Raw genomic sequence first — 14,672 nt, forward strand, 5'->3', positions numbered from 1 at the left:
ACGTTATTTTAGACACACATAAATATTGTATATTTGCACCGCTAAAAATAAAAAAATCTGATATAAAAATGCCAAAAATAATCTATACCAAGACAGATGAGGCGCCAGCTTTGGCAACCCAATCTTTATTACCAATTGTTAAAGCGTTTACTAAAACCTCTGGTATCGATATTGAAACAAAAGATATTTCTCTTGCAGGAAGAATCATAGCTACTTTTCCCGATTTTTTAACAGAAGAACAACGCATATCTGATGATTTAGCTGAACTAGGTGAATTGGCAAAAAGTCCAGATGCAAATATTATTAAATTACCAAATATAAGTGCTTCAATTCCGCAATTGAAAGAAGCTATAGAAGAATTACAAGATAAAGGCTATAATTTACCAGATTATCCGGACGAGCCTGAAGATTCTGCTGAAACCAAAATAAAATCTAGATACGATAAAATTAAAGGTAGCGCAGTAAACCCAGTACTTAGAGAAGGTAATTCCGACCGTAGAGCTCCTAAAGCCGTAAAAAATTATGCTAAAAAGAACCCACATAGTATGGGAGCTTGGAGTTCTGATTCTAAAACCCATGTAGCTACTATGGGAAAAGATGATTTTAAATCTAACGAGAAATCAGTAACTATAGCTGATAAAAAAATAGTTAGCATTCAACATATTAGTGAAGATGGCAGCAAAACAAATCTCAAAGAAAATATAGCTTTACTTTCTGGAGAAATCATTGACGCCACTGTTTTACGAAAAGAAGCATTGATTGCATTTTTACAAAAAGAAATTAAAGACGCAAAAGAACAAGGTGTTTTATTTTCTGTACACATGAAAGCAACAATGATGAAAGTTTCTGATCCAATTATTTTTGGACATGTACTAGAGGCTTATTTTGCTGATGTATTTAGTAAATATGCAGCCGTTTTTGATGAAATAGGAATTAGCGCCAATGATGGTTTAGAAAACTTATTGAATAAGTTGAATGAATTACCAGATGCACAGCACAAAGAAATAGCATCAGCAATTGAAAATACCATAACAAACGGCCCAGATTTAGCAATGGTAAATTCTGATAAAGGGATTACAAATTTACATGTACCTAGTGATGTAATTATTGATGCTTCTATGCCTGCCATGATTCGTAATTCTGGAAAAATGTGGGATAAAAATGGAAAAGCGCATGATACCAAAGCTGTAATTCCAGATAGTAGCTATGCAAGCGTATATAAAGCTACTATAGATTTTTGTAAAGAACACGGAGCTTTTGATCCTACTACAATGGGGACCGTACCAAATGTTGGCCTTATGGCACAAAAAGCAGAAGAATATGGCTCTCATGATAAAACATTTGAAATTAAAGCAAATGGAACAGTACATGTAATTGATAGTGAAAACAATATCTTAACTTCTCATGAAGTTGCAAAAGGAGATATTTGGAGAATGTGCCAAGTAAAAGATGCACCTATTCAAGACTGGGTTAAACTTGCTGTTTCTAGAGCAAAGGCAACCAAAGTACCCACAATTTTTTGGTTAGATGAAAATAGAGCACATGATGCAGAAATTATTAAAAAAGTAAATGCATATCTTCCAAATCATGATACAACCGGTTTAGACATTCGTATACTATCTCCTGAAGAAGCTACAAAAGTTACGCTAGAGAGAATTAAAAACGGGGAAGATACCATTTCTGTGTCAGGAAATGTTCTTAGAGACTACTTAACCGATTTGTTCCCAATTTTAGAAGTTGGTACTAGTGCAAAAATGCTCTCTATAGTTCCATTAATGAATGGAGGTGGTTTGTTTGAAACTGGAGCGGGTGGTTCTGCACCAAAACATGTGGAGCAATTTATAGAAGAAGGACATCTTAGATGGGATTCTCTAGGCGAATTTTTAGCATTAGGGGTGTCATTAGAGCATTATGGAGAAAAATACAACAATGGTAAAGCAAATGTGCTTGCAGATGCCTTAGACCTAGCTACAGAAAAATTTTTAGACAATAACAGATCTCCATCAAGAAAAGTGGGCGAATTGGATAATAGAGGAAGTCATTTTTATCTTACCATGTATTGGGCAGAAGCATTAGCCAATCAAGATAAAGAACAAGAGCTTAAAACAATTTTTACTCCAATTAGTAAAGCTTTACAAACTAACGAAGCTAAAATTATTCAAGAATTGAATGATGCTCAAAATAAAAAACAAGATATTAAAGGATATTATAAAGGTGATGATGCTATCATTGCAGATGCGATGAGACCTAGCAACACATTTAATAGTATTCTTTCAAGTATTTAAAAATTAAATAATTAAAATAAAAAATTTGTGTTTATTTAGAAAATAGTAATAATTTTTTTTAATTAAAATAAAAATCCTATATTTACGTAGAAAATAATTTTAAATATTTAATTATGAAAATACTTACGAAATTAGAATCAGCAACAATACTAGGTGGTGATAGATGCTCAAGACTCTATAGAAGATCACAAAGAATAAGGAGAAATAGTGGAGACTTTGGAAGGTTTGCAGATGCAATAAATAAATGGAAAGACGCTGGATGCACTCACTAAAATTAAAAACGAATATTAATTTTTAATTAAAAAAATGGATTTTACAAATTATTTGTAAAATCCATTTTTTTAATTAAGCTTTTTTCACAAAATACACCGAACATACTATTTAATAAAGCCTTAATTAAATTATAGTAATTACATTCCTTTCTTACATACTTATATGTAAAAATATAAGCTTCAAATTTGTAAAAAAAAGATTTTTTGTTTCTAAAAGGTTAAAAAAATCAGAAATAAGTGAATTTTCAATTACATTTACTAAAAAATCGCTTTAATGAAATTATTTAAAAAGCTGCTAGCTTTTGTTGGCTTTCTATTCCTATTCCATACAACACACGCCCAACAGAAATATACCATTAGCGGTATTATTAGTGAAGCTTCTAGTAATGAAACATTAATTGGAGTAAGCATTGTTATTACCGAATTAAATACTGGAGTGATTACCAATGAATATGGCTTTTACTCCATAACATTACCACAAGGCACCTACCAAATACAGACAAACTATTTAGGCTATCGTGATGAGATTATTACGGTAGAATTATCAGAAAATAAAAAAATTAACTTTAAGCTAAAAGAACAAACTGAGCAATTAGATGAGGTTGTTGTTACAGAAGATGTAGAAAAAATAAATATTCGCGAGCCGCAAATGAGCGTAAATAATTTAGCAGTTGCCACTATAAAAAAGGTACCTGTAGTTCTTGGCGAGGCAGATGTTTTAAAGGCAATAACCCTACTACCTGGTGTTAGTAATGCAGGAGAGGGTTCATCTGGTTTTAATGTACGAGGTGGAGCAGCAGACCAAAACCTGATATTATTAGATGAAGCTACTATTTTTAATTCCTCTCATCTATTTGGATTCTTTTCAGTTTTTAATCCCGATGCTATTAAAGATGTAAAACTATACAAAGGGGGGATACCATCACGATATGGTGGTCGTGTTTCATCTGTATTAGAAATTTTTCAAAAAGAAGGAAATAGTAAAGACATAAAAGTTAATGGCGGTATAGGCGTAGTGGCCAGTAGATTATTAGTAGAAGGCCCTATTGTTAAAGATAAAGGTGCTTTTTTAATAGGAGGCAGATCATCATATGCCCATTTATTTCTCCCTCTTTTCGATATCAACAACAGAGCATATTTTTATGATTTAAACTCTAAATTAAATTATAAAATCAATGAAAAAAACAACATCTTTTTATCAGGTTATTTTGGTAGAGATGTATTTAGTGTTAATGATAGTTTTATTAATACCTATGGCAATTCCGTTGGCAATTTTAGATGGAATCATATTTTTTCAGATAAATTATTTTCAAACCTATCTTTAATTTACTCCAATTATTTTTACGGACTTACCTTAGACTTTGTAGGTTTTGATTGGGAATCCGGCATTGAAAATTTTAATCTTAAATACGATTTTAAAAATTATTTAAACAATACCTTAAAACTCAATTACGGTATAAATAATATTTATTATGAGTTTAATCCTGGTAAAATTTCTCCGAGTGGTCCAGACTCTGGAATAGTAGAACAACAGCTCGCTAAAAAATATGCAAATGAATTTGCTGCATATATAGATCTAGAACATCAAGTTACTGATCAACTTAGTCTAGAATACGGATTAAGGTTTAGCAACTTTATTAGGTTTGGGCAAGGAGATTTGTTCAGTTATTTAAATGACGAGCCTGTTATATTTGATCCTTTTACGCGTACCTACAGAGAAGGTATTATTATAGGGGTTAGAAGTGAATCTAGAGGAGAAAAATTAGCTACTTATACAAATTTAGAACCTCGTTTATCAGCCTCTTACACACTTAATGAAAACAGTTCATTAAAAGCCAGCTACACTCGTTTAGCGCAATACTTGCATTTAATATCCAATACCAATTCCCCTACTCCATTAGATGTTTGGGCACCAAGTGGCCCCTTTATCAGACCACAATTACTAGATCAGTACGCTTTAGGGTATTTTAAAAACATTAAAGATGGCAAGTACGCTTTAGAAACAGAAGTTTACTATAAGGATATTGCTAATAGAATAGATTATATTGATGGCGCAAATCTTATAGCCAATCAGGCCATAGAGAGAATTATATTGAACGGCCGTGCACGAGCGTACGGTTTAGAATTGCTTTTAAGAAAAAATGAAGGAAAATTTCAAGGTTGGTTAGCCTACACGCTATCAAAGTCAGAACAACAAACACCAGGTAGAACACCTGATGAACCTGGTATTAATTTTGGAGAATGGTACAATACGCCATATGATAAAACACATGACATTTCTGTTTATGGTAGTTATGAATTAAATCAAAAATGGAGTTTTAATAGTAATTTCATCTTTCAAACAGGGCAACCTACTAATTTTCCTGTAGGTCAGTTTGAGTTTCAAGGTTTAACCGTTCCTTTCTTTGGATTACGAAATACAGAACGGCTACCAAGTTATCATAGAATTGATATTTCTGCCACCTTAACGCCTAAAAAGAATAAAAACAGAAAATTACAGGCTGAATGGGTTTTTAGTATCTATAATCTGTACAATCGTAGAAATGCAGCTTCTATTAATTTTAGCCGTAACCGAGATACAGATGTAAATGAGGCTGTACGTACCTCAATATTTGGTTTGGTACCTTCTGTAACATATAATTTTAAATTTTAAGCAATGAAAAAAGGAATTTACATACTGCTCCTGCTTGTTTCTTTTGGATGTGAAGATGTTATTGATGTAGATTTACCTGAGACAGAAACACGACTTGTAATTGATGCGTTAATACGTGTTAATGAAGCTGAACCTGTTACTAATATGAGAATAAATGCTAGCCTAACAAGCTCTTTTTTTGAAGCGGTACAACCTGCAGAATTAGATGTAATTGTTATCCGAAATATAGATCGAGAAACGGAGAATACTATATTCTTAGGCCAAAGCGTTCCAGGAGTTTATGAAGCTAATATACCAACAGATTTTTTAACAAGCGGAAATTTAGTATTATTGATTCAATACAATGAGGAGACCTATGTTTCTGCTACACAATACACAGCTGCGCCACCTATTGACAGCCTTATTCAAGGAGAAAACACCTTATTTAATAATAATGAAACAGAGGTACAAGTTACTTTTACTGATATAGCTAATGAGGATAATTTTTATTTGTTTGATTTTGATTTCGATCAGTTTTTAGTTTCAGAGGATACTTTTTATAAAAATGAAACTTTTGAATTTTCTTTTTTTTATGATGATGATATCCAGGTTGGAGATACTGTTGATGTGAGTATCATTGGTATTGATTTTCTTTTGTTTAATTATTTAAATCAGGTTATTGTTCAGGCTGGTGGCAGTCAAGGTCCTTTTCAAACTCCAAGTGGTACAGTAAGAGGCAATATTATAAATGTAACCGATGTGGATCTAATGGGACGAGATATTTCAGATTTAAGTCTCGATGATCTAAATGATATTACCCCTAATGAGAATTTTGCACTCGGGTATTTTTCTGTCAACCAATTTTTTACTGAGAGCCTTACCATTCAGTAAATAAAAAATCACTAAGAAATAGACCATAACAGAAACTATACAAAAGTAATTTAGAATCTGGTATATTCTATACCATTTAAATTTCGATGATCTAACACAGCGAAATATGAAAGATAAAAGACTGCTACAAAAAGGATTAAAATATGCCTTTATTACTATTGGACTTCTATTTATTGCACCTATTGTAATTTATCAGGCCTTTAAAAATGAAAATCATCCATGGTATCTCCCTGTACTTAGTATTGGTTTAGCACTCGCTATTACTGCCATATCATTAGGGTTTTATAGTATTAGAACTATGATAAAAGGTCTTTTTGGTAAGAAAAAGTAAATTAAGAAGATTAAGATTCCACCTAATGAGTTATGCTTTTTAAATAATAATAATTTTATATTATCAATTGCTTGCTTTTTAGAAACACTACTCTTGCTTTCTATGTCTTATTAAGGCATAAAATATCTAATTACATTAAAATTCATGTTTTATTGTTTGGATAAAAACTCATATTCCATAAAAATTAACCATACTATAACTCAGCTTTTTAAATTTTAAATCAGGAAATCGTATTTCTTGCTATCATAACTTGTAGCTGAGCCTATTTATTCGATAACTATTAAATTACTAATTTTGAGTTATTATACAATATATGAAGAATATGTACTCTAAAATTATTACAAAATGGATTAAATAATTAAATTATTAATAATAATTGACTCTAATTATAGTTTATAAACTATATTTTTGTATTTTTGAAAAAACAGAAAAGTTGAACTTTATTAAAATATCTTAATACAGATTTAAATACTTCATAAATTAAAATATCTAATTACAAACTAATTAAGAAGTATTTTATTTAAAATATTATTTTTATGCTTATAATCTATAATTACGTTTAATTTCTATAGTTTAACTACAACTGAAAATGTTTAACTAATAAATTACAAACAAAAATGAAACATCAAAAACTCTGCATATTATTATGCTTGGCACTTTCTTTTTTTTCATGTACACAAAATGAAATTATTACAGAGGAAGCTATTACATTAGAAAAAGATCAAATTTCTTTACAAGAAAACATCACAATTATTGAAGATAAACTGAAATTTGATAGTCAAGAAGCACTTAACATTTTTTTAGATGAAAGTAATGAAGAAAACCTTCAAAAAAAAGTTAAATCAGTGATGCAAAAAGGGTTTCACCCTTTAAGACCAGTTTTCAATGAAGGAGATGAAGAAGCAATGGATGCTTTTCTAGCTAGAAAATCTGCGCTTATATCAAAAAAAGGATTGCTTTATAGTTCTAAACAATCTAATGATGAACTAGAATTAGATGATGAAATTATATCAAGTGAAAAATTTGCTTCAATATTAAACGAAAACAGGGAAGTTTATATTGGTGACACCTATTATATATACACAATGAATGGTCTTTATTTTTCAAAAATAGAAGATGAAGATTATTTAAAAAATTACTTAAAAGACTTAGAAATAGAGGCTACAAACAAAGGCATAAGTTTCGGCTTAACATTAAGATGTCCTATTGACAGATTAAATCCAATACAAGGAGAAGTTAATTCTATAGATAGCAAAATAAATCGATTCACACGTATTACTGATTGCGGCGGCGGCGGCGGCGGAAGTAATGGCGGTGGTAGTTCTGGTGGTAGTTCTGGTGGAACAAAGCCTATTCCGATTCTAATACCACAATCTTTTGGTGAATGTCGATACAGTGAAGATAGTCTGTTCCAACAAATTTTTGGAAATACTGTAAAATGTAATGATTACCATGATAGCAAACACCGAATCCAAACAAAAGTTTTTAACGAAAATTATCTTATATTTTCTACAGCTGGCGTATCTGCAAAATATCAGAAAAAACGTTTTATTGGCTGGTCTGAATCGAGAACATCGGATGGTGTCCGATTAGGAGTTAATCATGCAACATATACATACAAAAGCCCTTTATCTCCTTTCAATCCATTTGACCCAAAAAGAGTTGTTATTAGCTACAAGGGAGTTAGTTATGATATTTCTGGAAGAGTTGTACAAAGCTTTCCAATTAATCCAACAGCTTGGCCATTTCCACAAAATGAAACAGTCGCTGAACTTGATATCATTATATTTGGTAATGATATTTATTACCCTCTAACTGGAAAGGATGCAAATAGGTCCATAAATGAATTATTAAGTTTAGTACGATCTAACTTTAGAAGTATCGCTCCTGATTTAGAAAAAGATAGAGTTGGTGTTAATATTACAAAATACCTTGAAAACAGTTTTCAAATTGTTAGGGCTGACATCCTTAAAAGTCATTCTTCAAAGGCTAAAGTAACCTTTGATACCAATTTTTTATTGACCTTAAATAATGGTACAGGCTTTAATTTCAAAACATTTACAGATCAAATAAATGCTGAAAAATACGATAATTTAGAAATAGACATGTATGGTGCAGCTCTTAGAAATGGTGTTTGGAAAGGAAAAAGAATTATAGGAAAAACAAACTAAACCAGAAAAGTATGAAAAAGAGAGTGATTTCAATCTTAGTTTTTATTTTAGCTAATCAATTTATCTTCTCTCAACATAATACTTCTGTTTCGCTGACAAATAATCTTCGGATAAACTTTTTAAACCCAGCATTGGATTATGAATTAGCTATCAGTTATAAATCAGTATTATCAATCGGCTTAGGCATTGGTTATGGAGGTTCATATAAGGAATTAGAAAACTTTCCAAACAATGGATTCAATTATATTATTAGTTCGTTTTTTGATATGCAATATAAATTGATCTATAATCGAGAAAATAGACAGCCACAAGGAAAAAAAGTCAACTATAATACAGGAAACTTTTTCTCAATCAGAAGTGTAGTGCGTGGTAAATCTATTGACGATAATGTTAATAGAACTGATGATATTGACTTTGCTATCGGTCCAACATGGGGCTTTCAACGTGCCTTTAAGAAAATTCATTTTCTATTAGATTTTGGACCACAATATTACTTTGACACTGAGGGAAATAGTGGTTTTTTTCCACTTAACATTCAACTTAATATTGGCCTAAATTTGAGCAAAAGATAATCACAAAAATCGATTTATATTTAAAGGGCTTTACATGTGAAGCCCTTTATTTTTTAACGCTGTATTTCTCGTATTTACGAATAAGCTTTTTTGCTCCTGTAACCATCATTGTCTCTGCACTTGATAAAATTTTAGGTAAATTATGATTCGTACTGTTAAATTCATTGCCTTGATCAACTGCTTTACCTTGTACAGTTGAAGATGAAATTAACACACCATCTTTAAGATTATAAATCTTTATGCTAACAGTTGCTCTATTAGCTGTGTAATAATTTGGATTATTTGATTGATAACTTAAAGTCCCAGCACTATTACTCAAAACTTCGCCCTGAATATTAATCAGATAATCACATTTAGTATCTTCGTAAAGTTGTTTTAACTGTGATGTATCAAGGTCAAAATCGATCTTAGGTCTTATTAATTCGGTTCTTCTGATTTCATCGATATTAGTCAGAGATTTTCCTAGAATTTTTGAAAATTCTTCAATACTTGCATTGCTTAATTCAGCATTAAAAATTTTGGAATTAGATATTGGATCATTAATTAGCCATTTACCTTGACTAAAATCAAGGTATTTCCCTGTCTCAAATAAATAGCTATATTTAGCAGATGCGCAGGAAATCATCAAAAATCCTAGCGCAAAAATCAGCACATATAATCTTTTCATGGGCTTGATAATAGTAAAAAAATGTGCATCCATTTTTCAAGATTTTAATTCTTGTTAGAAGTTGTAATTTCATATAACTTGTTAAATATAGCTATTCATTATTTAATATAAGCTTATTTGTACTAAAAGCTTCTAAAACAACAAAACCCCTATAAATAGGGGTTTTTAGGTGGTGATGGCAGAAGGATTCGAACCTTCGACCGCCTGCTTAGAAGGCAGGTGCTCTATCCAGCTGAGCTATGCCACCATTAAACAAATTATTTCTTTGCGGGTGCAAATATACTATTTTAAGCAAATAACTTATAATTATATGCCATAAAATTATTCTTATATTTTACTACATATTGAAAATGAATCCTTTATAACAAAAAATAAATTCTTTTGTACTACGTTTATTAATACAATCCCTTAAAAAATAAACCGATTTTAACAAAATAGATCATAAAATCAGTTACATGTATAACTTATTCGTTTTTAAATATTATATTAGATCATATATAAATTTTGTTTAAAGAAAGTCTATTACTTTGCATACGTATGGTAAAGAAAAAAAACTCCCTAGAAACCCTTAAAAATAGTATTGTAAGTGTTTCTTTAAAAACTATTATACCCTTTCTTATCACAATTACTTATACTGCTATTAGTTTTGCTCAAAATCCTATTAATTTTGAAAGAATAACAATAAACGAAGGCTTATCTCAAAGTGATGTAAATGATATTTATCAGGATCAAACTGGTTATTTATGGTTTGCTACTCACGATGGGCTTAATAAATACGATGGATATGATTTTACAGTTTATAAACCGAATACTTCTTCAGAAAATTCAATTAGTAGCAATTTAACTTATGCCATAAATAGCGATGTAAAAGGAAATTTATGGATCGGCACGACAGGAAGTGGTTTAAATTATTTTGATGATAAAGCAGAAAAGTTTTACCATTTTAAGCATCATGAAGAAGATCCTAATAGCCTAAGTAACAATAATGTTACTACCATTCATGTAAATGATACTAATTTACTTTGGGTAGGTACTTTAAACGGACTTAATATAGCCGACCTGAGCAAAACAGAAAACATTAGTGATCTAAAATTTAAAAAAATCTCTCTAGGGGAACCTTTAGCAAATAATAAAATTAATACTATTTATGAGGGTAATGATAAAAGCATATGGGTAGGCAGCCAAAATTATATCAATAAAATAGTTAAGAACAATAATGAGTTTATCGTAACTAATATAAGTGATCAGTTAGGGATACGCAATGTTATTACAAACGCTATTGTACAAGATAAGTACAATAGAATTTTCATTGGGACGGCTAATGGCTTATTCATGTCTTCTCTTGAAAATCAAAAGTATACAGAAGCCATAAAAATTTCTGAAGGTAATTTTAAAGCATTAGTTATAGATGATAAAGGTCACTTATGGGGTGGTACTAACAAAGGCTTATTATTTTTTAGTAAAAATCAATATGGTGCAATACCAGAAGTAATGAACCTTTTTAATTATGATCCTATAAACCCCTTAAGCATTAGTAAAAATATTATTACATCTTTATATAAAGATGATATGGGGATTATTTGGGTAGGAACCAATGGCGGCGGTGTTAATAAATTTGATCCTGAACGCAAGCTTTTTAATCATATTAGAAAAACCTCTAATAAAAATAGCTTGAGCTATGATAAAATACGTTCCATATATGAAGACAGTAACAATACCTTATGGATAGGTACCGAAGGAGGAGGACTAAATATGCTTCAAAAAAATAAAGATGATGGCACATATAGTCAATTTGAAGTCTTTGAAACCATAAATAAACCATTTGCTGTTGAAGAGTTAGCTTTGGGAGACAAGAAATATTTACTTGTAGGAGCCGAAGGGTCTCCTTCTCTTTTTAAAATAGATATCACAGCACCTAATAGCATTTCCACAGACGATATTACACCCATAGAAGAGATTAGTTACGGAGTGTTTTCCATATTAAATGATAGCAATAATAACTTATGGCTTGGTACCTATGACGGTGGTTTAAAAAAATGGAATAATTTTTTTACAGATAGTGTTATTAAAAAAACATTTAAACATGAGCTGACTAATGAAACTACATTATCTAACAATATTGTAAGAGATATATTTGAAGATAGCAAAGGGAATTTATGGTTTGCCACAGCTAATGGTGTTTCTATATTAACACCTGAAGAAATTGAGCTTGATAAGCCGAATTTTAAGGTCTATAGAAATGATCTTAATAACCCTAAAAGTATAAGCCATAATTATGCTCTAGTGATTCATGAAGATAAGTTACATAATATCTGGATTGGAACATTTGGAGGTGGGCTTAATAAATATATTCCTGCATCTAGTAGCTCGCCTGAACAATTTATATCTTATACAGAAAAAGATGGATTACCTAATAATGTGGTAAAAGGCATATTAGAAGATGAGAATGGTTTTTTATGGATTTCAACTAACTCTGGCCTTGCACGTTTTGATCCTGAAAAAAATATTTTTAGAAATTATAATAATTATGATGGGCTGCATAATAATGAATTTCAAGAACTCGCCTTTTTAAAAAGGAAAAACGGAGAAATGCTATTTGGTGGCGTAAACGGAATCGATGCCTTTTTCTCTTCTGAAATAAAAGATAATACAATACCGCCAGAAACTGTATTAACCAAGTTTTTAATCTCTAATGAAGAAATAAAAATTGATCAGGAGTATGAAAATAAAGTCTTATTAAAACAAACCATAAACCAAACAGATCAAATAAAACTTAAACATTACCAAAATAATATTTCTTTTGAATTTGCTGCCTTACATTATGCTGCTCCACTTAAAAATATGTTTTTATACATGTTAGATGGTTTTGATAAGGATTGGATTAACTCTACTTCAGAAAGGAGATATGCAAGTTACACTAATTTAGAACCCGGTACATATTATTTTAAAGTAAAAGCTACTAATAACGATGGGCTTTGGGATACTACTCCAAAAGAATTAAAAATAGTAATTGCCCCACCTTTGTGGAAAACACCTTTTGCTTATTTCTTATACGGACTTTCGGTTATTGCTTTATTAATAGGCGTTCTTAAGTTTACTATAATCAAAACTACAAAAAAACATGTTTTAGAAATAGAACATATTGAGAGAGAGAAAAATGAAGAACTCTATCAGATGAAAATGGATTTCTTTACCAATATCTCACATGAGTTTAGAACCCCATTAACCTTAATTAAAGGCCCCTTAGAATACCTACAACAGCAAGGAAAAGATTTAAATTATCATGTTGTTGAAAATCAATACGCCTTAATGCTAAAAAACACAAAATATTTACTTAGACTACTAACACAACTATTAGATTTTCAAAAAATTGATAAAAACAAATTAAGGTTAACACTTCACAATGGAAACATTATTGATTTTATAAAAGAAATTTGTGAACCTTATAAATTTATAAGTGAAAAGAAAAATATAAAATATAGTATCAGTGCTGAAAAAGATACAATTAACACTTATTTTGATCCAGATGCAGTAGAAAAAATAATGAATAATTTACTTTCTAATGCATTTAAATTCACCCCCGAAAACGGATACATACAAGTAACGATAAAAGAAACAAAAAGTACTGAAAACAACGTCCATGATTTATCTATAGAAGTTACTGATTCTGGCTCAGGAATATCTGTAGCAAAAAAGGAACGGATTTTTAAGCGTTTTTATAGTTCTAATGCTAATGCTGCAGCCAATACGGTGGGAACTGGTATTGGTTTAAGTTACACCAAAACATTGGTAGATTTACACCAAGGTACTATTGCCATTGCAAATACGGGTGACACAGGGTCTACATTTATAGTAACACTACCAATGGATAAAAAGGTATATAGAGACAATCCAAATATAGATTTCGAAGATGAAAGTAGTGATAATACCATCTTAAACCCATCCAATTCGTATGCCTATATGGTATCTGTAAATGATGAAAAAGATGATGAAAACATCACTAACAATAGGTCTAAGTTGCCCATTATTCTAGTTGTTGATGACAACAAAGACATTAGGCAATTTATAAAACAGAGCCTACAAAATAATTACACCATTTATGAAGCAGAAAATGGTGAAGAAGGCTATGAAATAGCCTTTAAAATTATTCCAAATATTATTATTAGCGATTTAGTAATGCCAAAAATGGATGGGATAGCATTTAGTAAAAAATGCAAATCAACAGAAGAAACTAGTCATATTCCATTTATTTTGCTAACCGCCAAAAACACTCAAAAAAGCAAGTTAGAAGGGCTTAAAAGTGGTGCAGATGATTATTTAATAAAACCTTTTAACTTAGAGGTATTACAATTAAAGCTCCAGAATATAATTAATAAAAGAGATGAGCTTAGAAAACGTTTCAATAGAGATATTTTCCTTCAGCCAGAAGAAGTTACGGTAACCTCAACAGATGAAAAATTTCTTCAACAAGCTATGGCAGTCGTAGAAAAAAATATGATGAACACCGATTTCAGTGTAGAACAGCTTGTAAAAGAAATGGGCTTAAGCAGAAGTAATTTATATCTAAAACTAAAAGAAATAACAGGTTTATCATCTAGCGAATTTGTTAGAAATATTAGACTTAAAAGAGCTGTACAATTGTTAGATCAGAGTGATTTATCGGTAAAAGAGATTATGTATATGACTGGGTTTAATACAGCTTCTTATTTTGCAAAATGTTTTAAAAAGCAATTTGGCACTACGCCTAGTGAGTATGTAGAAGAAAAAAGAAAGAACAAGGTGTAATTAAAAGTACCTATCAACTCCAAAGAACTTAGTTGATCACAACTAAAATCTACTTATGATAATATT

General features: G+C 30.5%; 8 protein-coding genes and 1 tRNA gene. 7 read left to right on the forward strand and 2 right to left on the reverse strand.

Annotation, left to right across the window (positions count from 1 at the left end; translation table 11 throughout):
- The first annotated feature begins 68 nt into the window (after positions 1–68).
- The 6 genes from ACZ451_RS18725 (at position 69) to ACZ451_RS18750 (ending at position 9,154) form a co-directional block, all read left to right on the forward strand.
- Complete coding sequence (locus ACZ451_RS18725) at positions 69–2,285, forward strand: NADP-dependent isocitrate dehydrogenase (RefSeq protein ID WP_464214942.1); 2,217 nt, start codon at positions 69–71, stop codon at positions 2,283–2,285.
- Between the two features lie 546 nt (positions 2,286–2,831).
- A complete protein-coding gene (locus tag ACZ451_RS18730; RefSeq protein ID WP_464214943.1) occupies positions 2,832–5,210 on the forward strand; it encodes a TonB-dependent receptor in 2,379 nt (792 codons plus the stop codon).
- Between the two features lie 3 nt (positions 5,211–5,213).
- Positions 5,214–6,080 carry a DUF4249 family protein gene (locus ACZ451_RS18735; RefSeq protein WP_464214944.1) on the forward strand — a complete coding sequence of 289 codons (867 nt, stop codon included), beginning with the start codon at positions 5,214–5,216 and terminating at the stop codon, positions 6,078–6,080.
- Positions 6,081–6,186: 106 nt separating this feature from the next.
- Positions 6,187–6,411 (forward strand): DUF6095 family protein, encoded by a 225-nt coding sequence (locus ACZ451_RS18740; protein WP_464214945.1) that lies wholly within the window; start codon positions 6,187–6,189, stop codon positions 6,409–6,411.
- Between the two features lie 617 nt (positions 6,412–7,028).
- Positions 7,029–8,582 carry a hypothetical protein gene (locus tag ACZ451_RS18745; protein ID WP_464214946.1) on the forward strand — a complete coding sequence of 518 codons (1,554 nt, stop codon included), beginning with the start codon at positions 7,029–7,031 and terminating at the stop codon, positions 8,580–8,582.
- An 11-nt stretch (positions 8,583–8,593) separates the two neighbouring features.
- Positions 8,594–9,154: a hypothetical protein gene (locus ACZ451_RS18750; protein ID WP_464214947.1), complete on the forward strand. Its 561-nt coding sequence runs from the start codon at positions 8,594–8,596 to the stop codon at positions 9,152–9,154.
- A gap of 46 nt (positions 9,155–9,200) precedes the next feature.
- Here the strand turns inward: ACZ451_RS18750 and ACZ451_RS18755 are convergent, their stop codons facing one another.
- Both ACZ451_RS18755 and ACZ451_RS18760 read right to left on the reverse strand, forming a co-directional pair.
- Entirely contained in the window at positions 9,201–9,854 is a 654-nt protein-coding gene (locus tag ACZ451_RS18755; protein WP_464214948.1) for a hypothetical protein, read from the reverse strand.
- A gap of 137 nt (positions 9,855–9,991) precedes the next feature.
- Positions 9,992–10,068, reverse strand: a tRNA-Arg gene (locus tag ACZ451_RS18760).
- A 290-nt stretch (positions 10,069–10,358) separates the two neighbouring features.
- Between ACZ451_RS18760 and ACZ451_RS18765 the strand changes: the two genes are divergently transcribed.
- Entirely contained in the window at positions 10,359–14,606 is a 4,248-nt protein-coding gene (locus tag ACZ451_RS18765) for a hybrid sensor histidine kinase/response regulator transcription factor (protein ID WP_464214949.1), read from the forward strand.
- Positions 14,607–14,672 lie beyond the last annotated feature (66 nt).

The sequence above is a fragment of the Allocellulophaga tsushimaensis genome, from assembly GCF_055383085.1.